This is a genomic window from Janthinobacterium sp. SUN120 (genome assembly GCF_030397735.1).
GTDB lineage: Bacteria > Pseudomonadota > Gammaproteobacteria > Burkholderiales > Burkholderiaceae_D > Janthinobacterium > Janthinobacterium kumbetense.
The window spans coordinates 282,898-298,473 of record NZ_JAPUBW010000003.1 but is presented as its reverse complement, the minus strand read 5'-3'; the positions used below and the strand labels follow the sequence as shown (position 1 = coordinate 298,473).

Sequence of the window (15,576 nt, the reverse complement as noted above, 5' to 3'; positions counted from 1 at the left end):
AAAAAACCGCTGCGGCGGTTTTTTTTCGTTTCAAAGAGAAATATTGCCTGTTGACTATATTCACGATAGTTTTGTATATTAGGCAGCTATTGAGCAATTTGCAATTTCGATAGTCCTTGTGCAACTGAGTACAGCCACCACCACACAGGCGGCACCCGATTCCTCTTCCTGATGCGGATGGCGATGTCTTCTACTGCCGGCGAACACCCCTTAGCTGCTGAAAAAAGACCGCTGTGGCTGTTCGGCTTTGTCGTGTCGACAATGGTGGGCCTGCTGTTCTACATGGCCGCTTCGCTGTCGATCGAAAGCGATGCCAGCGAACAATTCAACAATCTGGCGCGCAACACCCAGAAAAACATCGAATCGCGCACCAAGTCGTATGCCAACCTGCTGCGCGGCACGGCCAGCCTGTTCCAGGCCAACGAACACGTAAGCCGCGAGCAATTCCACCGCTACGTGGCTAACATCGCCCTGCAACAGAACTATCCGGGCGTGATGAATCTCAATTACAGCCAGGAACTCGACGAGACGCAGCGCCCCGCTTATGAAGCGGCCATGCGGCGCGACTATCCGCCCGGGCGCGACGGCTATCCGGCGTTTGCCATCCACCCGCCCGGCCCGCGCGCCCAGTATTCCGTGCTCGTATACATCGAGCCGATCGCCAGCGCCCCGGAAAAGTATGGCTACGACATCGCCTCGCGCCCGCAGATCGCCGAAGCGCTGGCGCAGTCGCGCGATTCCGGCCACATCAGCAATTCCGGCGTGCCCGTGCCGATGGACGGCCGTCCCCAGTTGACGGGCATGGCCATGCGCCTGCCCGTGTACCGTTTCGGCATGCCCGTCGAGACGGTGGAGCAGAGGCGCGCCGCTTACCAGGGTTCCGTCGGCATCGGCTACGACCTGGTGACGATGATGCGCAGCGCGCTGGCCGACATGCCGGTACGCAACGTCCGCCTGACCCTGTTCGATATCGGCCCGCAGGCGCTGCAACAGCGGGACGTGCCGCTGCAGTTGCCGCACGACATGCGCCCCATCTTCGACAGCACGGCGGCGGGCATGCATGCGCCATGGTGGCAGCCCGGCAGTTCGGGCCGCTACCTGAGCAGCACGCTGCTGATCGAGCACAATGGCCGCGCCTGGCAAGCGCTGTTCAGCGTGCGCAAGAGCGACCTGTATTCGCGCTTCGACGCCTTCCTGCCGTGGCTGGCCCTGCTGATCGGCTTTGCCAGCACCATGCTGCTGTATGTGCTGTTCCATACCCTGGCATCGTCGCGCCGGCGCGCCATCCAGATGGCGACGGGCATGACGGAGGAGTTGCGCGCCAGCCAGATCCGATTGCAACTGTCGCACCAGAAACTGCGCCGCCTGGCCGCGCACGCCGACCAAATCAAGGAAGAAGAGCGCAAGCGCATCGCGCGCGAAATTCACGACGACCTGGGACAGAACCTGCTCGTCTTGCGCATCGACGCCGACATGCTGGCCTCGCGCACGCAGCGCCGCCACCCGCGCCTGAACGCCCGCGCCCGTTCGACCCTGGAGCAGATCGACGCCACCATCAAGAGCGTGCGGCAGATCATCAACGACTTGCGCCCTACCGTGCTGGACCTGGGCGTGAATGCGGCCGTCGAATGGCAGGTGGCGCAATTTCGCCAGCGCACGGGCATTGCCTGCGAAGTGAGCGAAAGCCATGACGACATTTGCCTCAGCGACCAATGCGCGACGGCCCTGTTCCGCATCCTGCAAGAGTCGCTCAGCAATATTTCCCAGCATGCGAATGCCAGCCGCGTGCAAGTCAAGCTGGAAAAGTGCCGCGATACGGTGTCGATGAGCGTCAGCGACAACGGCGTGGGCGCGGCCATCGACGGGCGCAACAAGCTCGGTTCGTTTGGCCTGGTGGGGATAGAGGAACGCATCAAGTTGCTAGGTGGCACTTTTTACATCGAAAGCAGCCCCGGCGCCGGCATGAGCGTGCACGTCAGCGTGCCGCTGGGCGCGGACGCCACCGCGTTTCCCTACGAGGAAGAAAGCCGGGCCAGCGGCTGACCGGCACGCGCCCCGCATGAATCAAGCTCAGCTTGCATATTTCGTAATAAGATGCAATATTGATGTAGAACAACTTAGCGCCTGCCCGCCATGGGCAAGGCATTCCTCGACTACTTGCCAGGAGTACACACGCGCCGCTTTCCCTTGTTTCACCGTATTTCCCACAACGCTCTTTACCAAAGGACATTCATGGATACGAACGACAGTTTCAAGGCTATTGCCGATTTGAATTTGGACGCGATCAAGGTCAAACTGATGCACCGGGAGTCAGGCGAAGGATGGAGTCTGGAGAAGGCCAACGCGGTGGAATTCGAATACCGCCGCTTCCTGATCCTGATGAAACAGTTTCCGCAAGAAGAGACGGCGCCCTTGATGGACGTCGATACCTTTTGGCACTACCACATCCTCGATACCCTGAAATATGCGGCCGACTGCGAACAGGTGTTCGGCTACTTCCTCCATCACTTCCCCTACATCGGCTTGCGCGGCGAAGACGACGAAGCGGCGCACCATCGCGTGGGCGAGCGCATGAAGCAGTTGTATGAACAAACGTTCGGGGAAGATTATATCCGCGCTGAAACGGCGTATTCGGGGCGCGCCGTACAGGCGGCGTATTCGGGACGTGCGGTGCAGGAGACGGCTTACTCGGGCCGCGCCGTGCAAACGGCGTTTTCCAGTGCGGCGGTGCAAGCGACGGCTTACTCGGGCCGGGCCGTGCAAACGGCGTTTTCCAGTGCGGCAGTGCAGGCGACGGCGTATTCGGGCCGCGCGACCGGGGCTGCCAGCACCGCATTTTCCAGCGCCCCTGCCTCACTGGCCGCAGCGGTGGTCAAGTCGTCCTCGACTGGCCTGGAAATGGGGCGCTTCTATGTCGATCGTCCGGTGCTGAACCGCGACCCGCAATAGAAAAGCGGAAAACAGATGTGGCTGCCGCACGCGGCAAGCCTGACGTACCCAGACGGCACCTCTCAGTTTGCCGTCTGTCAGGCGCTCTTAGGCAGCCATCAACTCGCGCAGTTCACGAATGCTGAAATCGCTGATTTCATGCATGCGGATGAGGATCGTGGCGCCGATCGGCAAGGTATTATGACGAATCTTGCTGATGACCGGTGGCGCCACTTCCAGGGCTCGCGACAAGGCGGCATCGTTTTTCAGTTGCAGCTTGTCGATGATCGCATCGAGGACGCGATTCGGGTTGTAGGTAGGCAAAGAGGTAATTTGTTTGAGAGACATGATCGAAAATCCGTACTTGTTGTATTAGAGCAAAAAGAAACCGAATGTCTCTTCTGCAATAATTCAGGGTAAACACACTAAAAAGCGCCATCACTTATGCGGCTTTTACGCCGCAAACAATATAATACACGCTATTGTTGATTTTTGCGTAACTTAACGCAAAATTGTGATAATTGAAGAGAATTGACGCACTTGGAATGTGCTAGAGGATAACTCAAATTGGAAAAATTTGCTGCAAGTCATCAATTTTTACGATGAGCAACACCGCTATGCATGAGCCAAGCTATGGCCATGAGGGCGCTCAGGCGCGCCATTTCGGCAGATAGATGCCAGCCTTGCGCGGCCACGCCGGCCGGGGTGGCAAGCGGGCACGTACCCGAAACGGCATCCACGCGGCACCAGGCCAGTTGCCGGCGGATTTCATCGGGCGGCGGCGGCGGCTGCAGCGCACGTTCGCGACGGCGCATGTAAGCGCGTACCTGTTCCTTGCTGGGGTGACTCGTAGCTCGCATGGCTCGCTCCTGCTGACGGGAAACAGCGTCACGCTATGCAGAGCCCGCCACAAGAGCCCAGACGCGTGACGACATTGCTCACCATATCGCCAGCGCGCCATGACGCGTTTGCGCTGCGTCAAAGGTCACGGCCCCGGTGTTGCGCCGAGACCCGTACTGCGCCATGGCCCCAGCGGCCAGGCCCATATTCTTATTTCTTTTGCTGGCGCACGCGCTGCTGCTGCTTTTCCTGCGTTTGCTGGCGATTCTGCTTGCGCTCGAACAAGGTGACCGCATCTTTCTTGGCTTGTTCGACGGTACGCATTTCCTCATGCGCATCGTGCGGGACAAAAAATTCGGCGTCCTGCGCGGCCACGACGAGCTTGATGGCGGCCTCGTCGTCGAGGTCGTACAGTTCCGTCAGGACGGTGGTGACCTCGTCCAGGTATTCTTCGTAAGTGAGGGTGCTCATGCTGTAGTCCTTAAGTGAGTGGCGCAGCGCGGGAACGGCGCGCTGCGCGCCGGCCCAGCAAAGTGCGCAGATAACCGGCCATTTTACCCGATGCCGGCGCCATCGGCTGCCATCGCCTGCAAGGCATCGGCCACGCGCGCGTAGCGCAGGCGCACGCCCAGCTCGCGCTTGAGGCGGGTATTGTGCAGGCGGCGCGATTCGGACATGAACGACAGCAGCATCGGCGTGACCACTTGCCGCAGCTCGGCCCGCGGCAGGCGCGGCGGGCGCGGCAAGCCGAACGTATCGGCCACGGCATCGAAATACTCGGCCATCCTGAGTTCGCTGTCATCGCTGGCGTGATACACGCGTCCCGGCTTGCCCCGCCACAAGGCCCGCTCGATGACGCGCGCCAGGTCATCGGCATGGATATGGTTGGTGTACACATCGTCGCTGGCTTCCAGGGCTGGCGTGCCTTCGCGCAAGCGCTTCAGCGGCAGGCGGTCTTGCGCATAGATGCCCGGCACGCGCAGGATGGCCACGCTGGCGCCGCGGCGCGCGCCCCAGCCGCGCAAGACCTGTTCGGCGTCCACGCGCCGCTTCGCGCGCGCATTCGCCGGCGCCGTCGGCCGCGTCTCATCGACCCAGGCGCCGCCGCAATCGCCATACACGCCGCTGGTACTCACATACACCATGCGTGCATGCTCGGGTAAAATGGCGACCAGATTGCGCGTGCGCCGGTCCAGCAAGCCCGACGACATGGGCGGCGCCAGGTGCACGACCATCGTCGCCAGTCCCGCCAGCCGTTTCAGGCTGGCGCGCTCGTCGAGGTTGGCCACGATGGGCACGGCGCCGGCCGCCCGCAACTGCGCGCAGCGCGCCAGCTGGCTGGTGACGGCAAAGACGCGAAAGCGCGCGCGCAGCAGGGGCAGCAGCCGCATGCCGACGTCGCCGCAGCCCAGGATCAGCAAGCGCGGCAAGCCTGACGGCTTGCGCAAAGAGTGCATTAACATATTTTTCATCTCAAGGATTGTATGACTTTTCAAATTACTGTTCAGCCCAGCGGCCACCAATTCAGCTGCGAAGCGGACGAAACCGTCCTGTCGGCGGCGATACGCGCCGGCGTCGGCCTGCCGTACAGCTGCAAAAGCGGCGCCTGCAGCTCGTGCAAGGGCAAGATCGTGTCCGGCAGCGTACAGCATAAGCCATACCAGGCCCGCTCCCTGACGGAAGATGAAGCGGCGGCCGGCTACTCGCTGCTGTGCTGCGCCGTGCCCCAGGGCGACCTGGTGGTGCAGGCGCGCGAAGTGGCGGGCAGCAGCGACTACCCGATCAAGAAAATGCCGTCGCGCGTGACCACCATCGAAAAAGTCGCGCCCGACGTCGTCGTGCTGACCCTGCAATTGCCAGCCAGCGAGCGCCTGCACTACCGCGCCGGACAGTATATCGAAATCATGCTGCGCGACAACAAACGCCGCAGCTACAGCATGGCCAGCGCGCCCGTCGAAGGCGGCCCCGTGAGCCTGCACGTCCGCCACATGCCGGGCGGCCTGTTCACCGACCAGGTGTTCGGCAGCATGAAGGAGCGCGACATCCTGCGCTTCGAAGGCCCGATGGGCACCTTCTTCCTGCGCGAAGATTCCGACAAGCCCGTCGTGCTGCTGGCCTCGGGCACGGGCTTCGCCCCCTTGAAAGCCATCGTCGAGCACATGATCAACGAGCAGTCGCCGCGTCCGATCACCCTGTACTGGGGCGGCCGCCGTCCACACGACCTGTACATGGATGCCCTGTGCCGCCAGTGGGCCGCCGACTTGCCGCAGTTCACCTATGTGCCCGTCGTGTCGGACGCGCTGCCGGAAGACGCGTGGCAAGGCCGCACGGGCTTCGTGCACCAGGCCGTCATCGCCGACTTGCCGGACATGTCCGCGTATCAAGTGTATGCCTGCGGCGCACCGATCGTCGTCGAGTCAGCCAACCGCGATTTCGTGCAATTGTGTCAATTGCCGGCCGACGAATTCTACGCGGACGCCTTCACCACGGAAGCCGACCTGGCCAAGTAAGCATCCAGACAGCGGGGTGCTGCTGGCGCGGCATCCGCTGCCGCCACCGCTCCACCCCGCTGTTTCCTGGAAATTTCATGTCTCTCGCCTCTGCCGGCAACGGCTTCAGTATCCTGCGTCACCGCAACTTCGCCTGTTATCTTTCCGCCCGCGTGCTGGGCACGGTGGCCGTGCAGATGCAAAGCGTGGCCATCGGCTGGCAGGTGTACCAGATCACGGGCAGCCTGTTCGACCTGGGCTTGATCGGCCTGGCGCAATTCGCCCCCTTCCTCGTGCTCATCTTGCCGGCCGGCCACGTGGCCGACCGCTACAACCGCCGCAACATCATCGCGTGGTGCCTGGCGGCGCAACTGGCGTGCGCGCTGGCCCTGCTGGCGTTTACGTTAAGCAATATTTCCATCGTCTGGCCCGTGTTTGCCGTGCTGGTGCTGTTCGGCAGCGCGCGCGCCTTCATGATGCCGGCCACGCAAGCCGTGCTGGTCAACATGGTGCCCACGCAACACTTCAGCCGCGCCGTCGCGCTCAGTTCGTCGAGCTCGCACGTGGCCATCATCCTGGGGCCGACTTTGGGCGGCTTGCTGTACTACTTCGGCCCCAAGGTCGTGTATCTGATCTCGTCCGCGCTGCTGGTCGTGTCCGTCCTGCTGATGCGCGCCACCACCCCGGCGCCGCAAGTGGTGAAACGCGAACCCGTCAGCTGGCATACCCTGCTCGAAGGCTTGCGCTTCGTCTGGTCGAAGCCCATCGTGCTGGGCGCCATTTCGCTCGACCTGTTTGCCGTGCTGTTCGGCGGCGCCACAGCCCTGCTGCCGGCGCTGGCGCATGACGTGCTGCATGCCGGACCCAGCGGCCTGGGCCTGCTGCGCACGGCGCCGGGCGCGGGCGCCGCCCTGTGCTCGATCGCGCTGGCCATGTTTCCCATCACGCGCCGCGTGGGCGCGTGGATGTTCGGCGGCGTGGCCGTCTTCGGCCTGGGCACCCTGGTGCTGGGCAGCACCAGCTATTTCCCGCTGGCCCTGGCGGCGCTGTTCCTGATGGGCGCCGGCGACATGGTCAGCGTCTACATCCGCCACCTGCTGGTGCAGTTCGAGACGCCGGACGAGATCCGCGGCCGGGTCAGCGCCGTGAATGCCGTCTTCATCGGCGCCTCGAACGAGCTGGGCGAATTCGAATCGGGCTTGACGGCCGGCTGGTTCGGCCTCGTGCGCGCCGTGCTCTTCGGCGGCGCCGCCACCCTGGCCGTGACGGGTATCTGGGCCGTGCTGTTCCCCGTGCTGTCGCGCATGGACCGCTTCCCCCACCACGAGAAGGAAGCAGCCGCCAGGACGGCCACCACGGCGAGCGCATAGGGTCTAAGATGCGCTATCGCCACTGACACGAATCCGCACCATGAAAATCACGCTTCCATTCCACGGCTTCATCCGCAGCCGCCCCCACCTGAGCATGGCCACGGCCATCGGCGTGGCGGCCGGCCTGCTGCTGCCCGCATCCTGGCAACAGATGACGCGCCTGCTGACGGCGTGGAATGTCGCCGTCTGGTTCTACCTGGCGACGATGGCCTGGATGATGATGCGCGCCAACCACCACAAGGTCAAAGCCATGGCGGCGCGCCAGGATGAGCGGGCGGCAACCGTCCTGTCGGCCCTGTCCGTCGCATCCGTGATGAGCCTGGTAGCCATCGTTTCGCAGCTGTCCTCGATGAAAGACATGGCGCCGGACGAGCGCGCGCTGCATTACGGCCTGACGATCCTCACCCTGGTCGGCTCCTGGTTCCTCGTCGGCACCCTGTTCTGCTTTCATTACGCCCACCTGTACTACCAGGCCGACCCCGCGCTGCGCCCCCTGAAGTTTCCCGACGACGAGCAAAGCCCCGACTACTGGGATTTTCTGTATTTCGCCTTCACCATCGCCGTCGCCGTGCAAACGTCGGACGTTTCCGTGCAGACGCGCATGATGCGGCAAATCGTGCTGGGACAATCCGTGTTGAGCTTTTTCTTCAACCTGGTCGTGCTGGGACTGTCGATCAATATCGCGGCCGGCCTCATCAATGGCTGAGGGTAAATAATTTCGTAGTGGAAACTTGACCTGGCTGAAGGGTTAAGCTCATCTTAATCGTGCGCACCCTCTTGAAATACTGGAAAGAGGAGTAAGATAAGTCATGCACAGGGATCAAGTGCATGAGGCAAGAACCAGGTGCCGACGCGCCCTGGCAGCGGATTTGACCACTGCCATGCAAGGCGCCTGAGATGGGTTTTTTTTGAATTGACAGGAGTAAGCATATGCAAATCAATATTCATACCGACAGCACCATCGCCAACACCGCTGGACTGAACGAACATGTGCAATCCGTACTTGAAAGCGCACTGAACCGCTTCCGCGACAACCTGACCCGCATCGAAGTCCACATCAGCGACACGAATGGCCCGAAAGGCGGCGCCGACGATATCCGCTGCGTCATGGAAGCACGCGTTGCTGGCTATCAACCGATCGCCGTGACCGAACAGAACGCCACCGTGCATCAATCCGTTGCCGGCGCCACCGACAAACTGAAACGCGCCATCGATAGCGCCCTGGGCCGCCTGCAAGACAGCAAGCGCCACGCCACCGGCAAGAATGCCGTGATCGATACGGCCGAAGCGGAAGAAACCGCCGAGTAATCCCCACCCGCAGGATTTCCAGAGACTGAGGCAGCCGTTCAAGGCTGCCTTTGCACATCCGGCCCGCCTTTCGCGCGCGGCAACATCCATAACAAAACCGCAAGCATTCCTGCGTATTGACGCGGCAATGAAATAATTGTCGTATTTCTCACAGTAAGTGACCTCAAGCAAGCCTTTGGCGTTACAGCCAAGGCCGCTTTACGCTATCATGAAGCTACCGGCCCCCTGCTCGCGCGCCGGCTTTTTGAAAGTGTGATTGTGGAACAGATCGGCAACTTCGGCGCTTCAGGCTGCAACATCGGCGATTTACAGCTATTTCGCGATGGGGCGGATAGCCAGACGGCCGCCATGCTGGCGCCCTGCCCCGTGATGCGCCTGGAAGCGGGCGAAGCCATTGCCGACACGCAAGGCGCCAGCCTGTACATCGTCCTGCGCGGCTCGCTGGCCGTGGCCGCCGACACCCACACGGGCATGGACGATGGCACCGTCAGCAAGGTCTTGCCCGGCGAAAGCGTGGGCGAACAATCGGTGCTCGATGAAGCGAGCAACCTGGCCGCCATTTCCGCCCTGGAAGAAACCGACTTGCTGGTGATCGACGCGGCCATCGTATGGGAATTGATCGAGCAGTCGAACGGCCTGGCGCGCAACCTGCTGCGGCTGCTGTCCTTCCGCATCCGCGCCGCCAATGCCCTGCTGCGCCGGCGCCAGAAACTGGGCGAATTCTACCGCCAGCTGTCGATGGTCGACAGCCTGACGGGCTTGTACAACCGCGCCTGGCTGACGGATTTACTGCCCAACATGATCGTCACGGCCCACGCCAGCGGCTCGCCCCTGTCGCTGGTGATGATAGACCTCGACCATTTCAAGCGCTTCAACGACACGCACGGCCACCAGGCGGGCGACCAGGCACTGCGCATCGCCGCGCAAGTGCTGGGCGCGGCCCTGCGGCCCACGGATTTTGCCGTGCGCTACGGTGGCGAGGAAATGATGGTGATCTTGCCCGACACCAACGAACACGTGGCCTTGCGGGTGGCCGAGCGCTTGTGCGAGCGCATGCAGCTCGCCGTCATCTTCGCTGACATGCGCAGCGCCTTGCCGCACATCACGGGTTCCTTCGGCGTGGCCAGCCTGGCGGCCGAACAGGACGACCATGCGCTGATCGCCGCGGCCGACGCGGCGCTGTATCGCGCCAAAGCATCGGGCCGCAACAGGGTCATGCTGTAGTTCAGGCAGCCTTGCTGTCGGCCGGCTTGCTGGCATCCGGCTTGGCGGCATCATCCTTCTTGCTGCTGTGCGCAGCGATGAAGTCGGCATAGCCCTTTTGCACCAGCTCGTACGTCTTGTCGATATTGCCGGCGATGTCGCCATTCAGCACTTTCAAGCCGCCCAGGATGTCGCGCGCTTCCTTAAAGCCTTTTTCCATGCCGCCGCTGATGGTGTCCATGAACTTGGTCAGGGCCGTATCGTCGTCCAGGCCGGGATTCTGTTTCTTGAAGGCATCAAAAAAACCTGTCGACAGCGATACAATGCGGTTCGCCGTCGCTTCGGCGCTGTTATCCTGCGAAGCCGCGTTCTGGATCGCGTCCTCGCCGTACTGGCCCTTCAGCGCTTCATTGATGTTGGTGATGGCCGTCTTGTACAGCAGCGCCAGCGGCTCGTTCTCGGAACCGATCGACACGTTCAGCGACGCCTGCATGATGGAAGCGTTCAATTGCAGCTTGGTGCGGTCATTCACGCTCATTTCAGCGTTGACGCCGTCCTTTTGCTGGACTTTATCGTCCTTGCCGGCAACGCCCGTACTGACGGAAGTCACGGAAGGGGTGGAATTGCCGCTTGCGGCGATGGGAATTGACACGATAGACCTCCTTGAACGGGCAATGTATGCCACCATGCGGGAAACGCGATGATGACCATCCTCTCGTGTAGTATCGGCAGGTTTTCAGAAAACTGTAGCAGCGGCCGCTTTTGGCGGCCCGGATAACCAATCAAGCAACGACCATCAATGACTAACCAGACCTTTCTTTGGCACGACTACGAAACCTTTGGCGCCCAGCCGCGCCGCGACCGCCCGGCCCAGTTCGCCGCCATCCGCACGGATGCCGACCTCAACGAGATCGGCGAACCCATCATGCTGTATTGTCAGCCTGCCAATGATTTCCTGCCCGACCCGCAATCGTGCCTGATCACGGGCATCACGCCGCAGCAGTGTCTGCAGCTGGGCGTGCCCGAACACCAGTTCGCCGCCACCATCGAAGCGGCCTTTTCGGAGCCGGGCACCATCGGCGTGGGCTACAACACCATCCGTTTCGACGATGAAGTCACGCGTTTCCTGTTCTGGCGCAACCTGATCGACCCGTATGCGCGCGAATGGAAGAACCATTGCGGCCGCTGGGACATCCTCGACGTGGTGCGCATGACACATGCGCTGCGCCCGGAAGGCATCGCATGGCCGAAGCGCGACGATGGCCAGACCAGTTTTAAACTGGAACACTTGAGCAAGGCCAATGGCCTGGTCCACGAAGCGGCGCATGATGCACTGTCCGACGTGCGCGCCACCATCGCCCTGGCGCGCCTGATCAAGGAAAAACAGCCGAAACTGTTCGAATTCTGCCTGGCCCTGCACAAGAAGGACAGGGTCGCCAGCGAAATGGGCATGCACCTGGCCGCCAGCGAGCGCCAGCCTTTCCTGCACGTGTCGGGCATGTTCCCCGCCGAACGGGGCTGCCTGGGCGTCGTCTGGCCGCTGGCCACGCATCCGAGCAATAAAAATGAGATTCTCGTCTGGGATTGCGCCTACGACCCGCGCGAACTGTTTACCCTGGACGCCGACACCATCCGCACGCGCTTGTTCACGCGCAAGGACGCCATGCCGGAAGGCATGACGCGCCTGCCCGTGAAAAGCGTGCACCTGAACAAGTCGCCCATGCTGGTCGGCAATTTAAAGACCTTGTCGCCGGCCATGGCCGCGCAATGGGGCATCGATCTGGACGCGGCGAAGGTCAACGCGCAATTCGCCGCCGCGGCGCCGAACATGGATGCCGTCTGGGCCGAAGTGTTCCAGCGCCCGGGCGCGAATGCCGCGCTGGACGTGGATGAGGATTTGTACAATGGTTTCGTCAGCAACGATGACCGCCGCCTGCTCGAATCCTTGCGCCGCGACACGCCGGCCAAGCTGGCCACGGCCCGCCCCTCGTTTGCCGACGAACGCCTGCAGGAACTGCTGTTCCGCTACCGCGCCCGCAATTTCCCGCAAACCCTGAGCGAAGCGGAAAGCCTGCGCTGGGAACAGCACCGCGCCGCCCGCCTGTTCGACGGCGACGCCGGCGCCCGCACCATCGAAATGCTGTTTACGGAAATCGACGTGCTGTCGGAATCCGTCGATGAGCGGGGCGAGGAAATTCTGGGAGAACTCTACGATTACGCGGAGATCGTTGCCCCGCAGCGCGATTAGTCGCACCTAACCAAACCTACTGCGCGTCGGTATAGGTGGCCTGCGATGCTCACCGTACTCCAGTACGGTTGCGCTTCTCGGCCACCTCTCCCTTCCGCTCGCTACGGTTTTGTTAGGCGCTGTGAGGCTGACTGTATATCGTTTTTAAACCGAACGGTGCGCGTTGATGGCATCGCGCGTTTCAATGGCCACGCGGCGCGCGGCGTCGGCGAAATCTTCGCCCGTCTGCGGCGTGGCGTAGATGATGGCGCGCGACGAGCTGATCATCATGCCCATGCCGTTCGCCGTCTGGCCCGCGCCGACGGTGGCGGCGATGTCGCCGCCCTGGGCGCCGATGCCCGGCACCAGCAGCGGCATGTCGCCGACGATGGCGCGCACCTGCGCCAGTTCTTCAGGGAAGGTGGCGCCGACGACGAGCGCGCACTGGCCGTTTTTATTCCACTTCTCGGCCACCAGGCGCGCCACGCGCTGGTACAGCGGTTCGCCGTCCGTATTCAGGAATTGCAGGTCCGAGCCGCCCGGGTTCGACGTTCGGCACAGGATGATCACGCCGCGGTCTTTCCACGCCAGGTAGGGATCGAGCGAATCCTCGCCCATGTACGGGTTCACGGTGACGGCGTCGGCGCCATAGCGCTCGAACGCTTCGCGCGCGTATTGCGTGGCCGTCGCGCCGATGTCGCCCCGTTTCGCGTCGAGGATCAGGGGGATGTGCGGATAATTCTCGCGCACATAGCGGCAAATGTCTTCCAGCTGCTTTTCCGCGCCCAGCGCGGCAAAATACGCGATCTGCGGCTTGAAGGCGCAAGCCAGGTCGGCCGTGGCATCGATGATGCGCGTGCAAAAGGTGGTGATTCCATCAGGCAGGTCGCGCAGCTCGGCCGGCAGTTTCGCCAGGTCGGGGTCCAGGCCCACGCACAGCAGGGAATTATTGGCCGTCCACGCGGCGGATAATTTATTGATGAAATTCACGGCACACCTTCTCTATATTCAGTTGCAAACCCCGTATTGTAACGCGGCGCAGGCTTGCCACGGCGTCACAAGGCGGTCGGGGCCGGCGGCCTGCGCTTATTAAACCGACATTACGGGCCGTTTCAGGTATATTTGCCTCACCTCCCTTACTCTGCACGGAACCCATCATGCAAATCACCAATCAATTCACCAAATGGCTGCGCCTGGCGCTGAGCGTCACCGTCCTGGCCGGCATCCTGACGGGCTGCGGCTACAACGACTTCCAGAGCAAGGATGAGGCCACCAAGGCCGCCTGGGGCGAAGTGGTCAACCAGTACCAGCGCCGCGCCGACCTGATCCCCAACCTGGTCAATACCGTCAAGGGCTATGCCACGCACGAGCGCGAAACGCTGGAAGCGGTGACAAAGGCGCGCGCCGCCGCCACCAGTTTCCAGATCACGCCCGAAGTGCTGAACGACCCGGCCGCGTTCGAAAAATTCCAGCAAGTGCAGGGGCAGCTGTCGTCGGCCCTGTCGCGCCTGATGGTGGTATCCGAGAAGTACCCGGACTTGAAGGCCGACACCAGCTTCCGCGACTTGCAGTCGCAGCTGGAAGGCACGGAAAACCGCATCACCGTGGCGCGCCAGCGCTACATCGTTGCCGTGCAGGATTACAACGTGCATGCGCGCAGCTTCCCGAACAACCTGACGGCCATGGTCTTCGGCTACAAGGTCAAGCCATCGTTCACGGTGGAAAATGAAAAAGCCATCTCGACCGCACCGACCGTCAACTTTGGCAAATAAGATGAAAGCCTGGTCCTATCTCGCGGCGCTGGCGACGGCGCTGCTGCTGTGGACGATGCCGCCAGCCGGCGCACAGGGCTTGCAGCCCGTGCCGCCGCTGGCCGCGCGCGTGACGGACAACGCCGGCATGCTGGACGCCAAGCAAAAGGCGGCGCTGGAAGGCGTGCTGGCCGATTATGAAGCCAAGACGGGCAGCCAGATCGCCGTGCTGCTGGTCAAGAGCACGGAACCGGAAGCCATCGAGCAATACAGCATCCGCGTGACGGATGCCTGGAAGCTGGGCCGCAAGGGTATCGATGACGGCGTGCTGCTGATGGTGGCGAAGGACAACCCCTCGTCCCTGCGCCGCCTGCGCATCGAGGCGGGCCGCGGCGTGCAGGGCGTGCTGACGGATGCGCAATCGAAACGCATCCTGCAAGACGTGATCGCCCCCCATTTCAAGCAAAACGATTATTACGGCGGCCTGGTGGCCGGCGTGGGGTCGATTGCCACCTTGCTGAACCAGGAGCAATTCCCCGCTGCGGCGCAGCAGAAGGCGCCAGCCACCGTGGAAGCGGGCGGCATGACCTTTTGGCTGCCGCTGCTGTTCTTCGGCTTCCTCGTCGTGCTGACCCTGTTCCGCTCGCGCGGCGGGCCGACGCGGCTGCAGCGCGGCAGCAACTGGTCCAGCGGCGCCACGGGTGTCGTGCTGGGCAGCATCCTCAGCCAGGCGCTGAACAACCGCGGCGGTGGCGGCTTCGGCGGCGGCGGTGGTTTTGGCGGTGGCAGCAGTGGCGGCGGTGGTTTCGGTGGCGGCGGTGGCGGTTTTGACGGCGGCGGCGCCTCGGGAGATTGGTAATGACGAAACAACTGACATTCGGACAACGCTGCGGACGGGCCTTGAAACATTTGCGTGGCACGCCGGCGACGGCGCGCCACGCCTTTCCGGAACGCACCCTGAAAGCCATCGAGACGGCCATCGCCGGCGGTGAAGCGATGCACCAGGCGGAAGTGCGCCTGATCGTCGAAGCGGCCCTGACGCCGGGCATGGCCTACCAGGGCGTGAGCAACCGCGAGCGGGCGCGCGAACTGTTCGCCCAGTATGGCGTGTGGGATACGGAAGACAACGTCGGCGTGCTGATCTACATCAACCTGGCCGAGCACCAGGTCGATATCGTGGCCGACCGCAACGTGGGCCGCCGCGTCACGCCGGAACAGTGGCAAGCCGTGTGCCGCACCATGACCAAAGGGTTCAAGGATGGCAATTACCACGACAGCACCCTGGAAGCGCTGGCGCAGCTCAATACCCTGCTGCAAAGCCACTTCCCCGCCAACGGCACGCGCGGCAACCAGTTGCCGAACGAGCCCATCCTCCTCTGATTCCTGCCCAGGGATTAAAATCTGCCCATTGCCGCGCGGGCTGGTGTTCCTGGCAGCGCGGCCCCCATACCCCGCCGAGG

17 protein-coding genes are annotated in these 15,576 nt (G+C 62.6%); 11 read left to right on the top strand and 6 right to left on the bottom strand.

The window, feature by feature from the left end; all coding sequences use genetic code 11:
- Positions 1–183 precede the first annotated feature (183 nt).
- Both O0879_RS19180 and O0879_RS19175 read left to right on the top strand, forming a co-directional pair.
- Positions 184–2,043: a CHASE domain-containing protein gene (locus tag O0879_RS19180; protein ID WP_289918206.1), complete on the top strand. Its 1,860-nt coding sequence runs from the start codon at positions 184–186 to the stop codon at positions 2,041–2,043.
- A 189-nt stretch (positions 2,044–2,232) separates the two neighbouring features.
- Positions 2,233–2,949: a hypothetical protein gene (locus O0879_RS19175; protein ID WP_289899922.1), complete on the top strand. Its 717-nt coding sequence runs from the start codon at positions 2,233–2,235 to the stop codon at positions 2,947–2,949.
- An 87-nt stretch (positions 2,950–3,036) separates the two neighbouring features.
- Here O0879_RS19175 and O0879_RS19170 read toward each other — a convergent pair whose 3' ends face one another.
- From O0879_RS19170 to O0879_RS19155, 4 genes are all read right to left on the bottom strand, one after another.
- On the bottom strand, positions 3,037–3,276 hold the full coding sequence (locus O0879_RS19170; RefSeq protein WP_029496207.1) for a hypothetical protein: 240 nt from the start codon (positions 3,274–3,276) through the stop codon (positions 3,037–3,039).
- Positions 3,277–3,518: 242 nt separating this feature from the next.
- Complete coding sequence (locus O0879_RS19165; RefSeq protein WP_077400508.1) at positions 3,519–3,788, bottom strand: hypothetical protein; 270 nt, start codon at positions 3,786–3,788, stop codon at positions 3,519–3,521.
- Positions 3,789–3,978: 190 nt separating this feature from the next.
- Positions 3,979–4,239 (bottom strand): hypothetical protein, encoded by a 261-nt coding sequence (locus O0879_RS19160; protein WP_034759943.1) that lies wholly within the window; start codon positions 4,237–4,239, stop codon positions 3,979–3,981.
- Positions 4,240–4,322: 83 nt separating this feature from the next.
- Positions 4,323–5,240, bottom strand: a complete 918-nt coding sequence (locus O0879_RS19155; protein WP_289918202.1) for an SDR family oxidoreductase — start codon at positions 5,238–5,240, stop codon at positions 4,323–4,325.
- Positions 5,241–5,252: 12 nt separating this feature from the next.
- Here O0879_RS19155 and O0879_RS19150 point away from each other — a divergent pair, with 12 nt between their 5' ends.
- The 5 genes from O0879_RS19150 to O0879_RS19130 all read left to right on the top strand — a co-directional run bounded on the left by O0879_RS19150 (position 5,253) and on the right by O0879_RS19130 (position 10,159).
- Positions 5,253–6,278 carry a CDP-6-deoxy-delta-3,4-glucoseen reductase gene (locus O0879_RS19150; protein WP_251349880.1) on the top strand — a complete coding sequence of 342 codons (1,026 nt, stop codon included), beginning with the start codon at positions 5,253–5,255 and terminating at the stop codon, positions 6,276–6,278.
- A 77-nt stretch (positions 6,279–6,355) separates the two neighbouring features.
- Positions 6,356–7,627, top strand: coding sequence for an MFS transporter (locus O0879_RS19145; protein WP_289913378.1), 1,272 nt, complete (start codon positions 6,356–6,358; stop codon positions 7,625–7,627).
- Positions 7,628–7,667: 40 nt separating this feature from the next.
- Entirely contained in the window at positions 7,668–8,333 is a 666-nt protein-coding gene (locus O0879_RS19140; protein WP_099665226.1) for a DUF1345 domain-containing protein, read from the top strand.
- A 224-nt stretch (positions 8,334–8,557) separates the two neighbouring features.
- Positions 8,558–8,935, top strand: a complete 378-nt coding sequence (locus O0879_RS19135; protein WP_034781728.1) for an HPF/RaiA family ribosome-associated protein — start codon at positions 8,558–8,560, stop codon at positions 8,933–8,935.
- 258 nt (positions 8,936–9,193) lie between these two features.
- On the top strand, positions 9,194–10,159 hold the full coding sequence (locus O0879_RS19130) for a GGDEF domain-containing protein (protein WP_099389628.1): 966 nt from the start codon (positions 9,194–9,196) through the stop codon (positions 10,157–10,159).
- 1 nt (position 10,160) lies between these two features.
- On the opposite strand, the gene O0879_RS19125 is transcribed toward O0879_RS19130, so the two are convergent.
- Positions 10,161–10,790, bottom strand: coding sequence for a DUF5610 domain-containing protein (locus tag O0879_RS19125; protein WP_289913377.1), 630 nt, complete (start codon positions 10,788–10,790; stop codon positions 10,161–10,163).
- Between the two features lie 147 nt (positions 10,791–10,937).
- Here O0879_RS19125 and sbcB point away from each other — a divergent pair, with 147 nt between their 5' ends.
- The gene (sbcB, locus tag O0879_RS19120; RefSeq protein ID WP_289918200.1) at positions 10,938–12,386 is read left to right on the top strand and encodes an exodeoxyribonuclease I; all 1,449 of its coding nucleotides are present in this window, start codon (positions 10,938–10,940) and stop codon (positions 12,384–12,386) included.
- 144 nt (positions 12,387–12,530) lie between these two features.
- Here sbcB and pyrF read toward each other — a convergent pair whose 3' ends face one another.
- On the bottom strand, positions 12,531–13,355 hold the full coding sequence (gene pyrF / locus O0879_RS19115; protein ID WP_289918198.1) for an orotidine-5'-phosphate decarboxylase: 825 nt from the start codon (positions 13,353–13,355) through the stop codon (positions 12,531–12,533).
- Between the two features lie 167 nt (positions 13,356–13,522).
- Here pyrF and O0879_RS19110 point away from each other — a divergent pair, with 167 nt between their 5' ends.
- Genes O0879_RS19110 through O0879_RS19100 form a run of 3 tightly spaced genes read left to right on the top strand, consistent with a single transcriptional unit; the run spans position 13,523 to position 15,496 of the window.
- The gene (locus O0879_RS19110) at positions 13,523–14,137 is read left to right on the top strand and encodes a LemA family protein (protein ID WP_034759964.1); all 615 of its coding nucleotides are present in this window, start codon (positions 13,523–13,525) and stop codon (positions 14,135–14,137) included.
- Position 14,138: 1 nt separating this feature from the next.
- Positions 14,139–14,975, top strand: a complete 837-nt coding sequence (locus tag O0879_RS19105) for a TPM domain-containing protein (RefSeq protein ID WP_289918196.1) — start codon at positions 14,139–14,141, stop codon at positions 14,973–14,975.
- Positions 14,975–15,496 carry a TPM domain-containing protein gene (locus O0879_RS19100; RefSeq protein ID WP_251349873.1) on the top strand — a complete coding sequence of 174 codons (522 nt, stop codon included), beginning with the start codon at positions 14,975–14,977 and terminating at the stop codon, positions 15,494–15,496. Before O0879_RS19105 ends, O0879_RS19100 begins: the two co-directional genes overlap by 1 nt.
- Positions 15,497–15,576 lie beyond the last annotated feature (80 nt).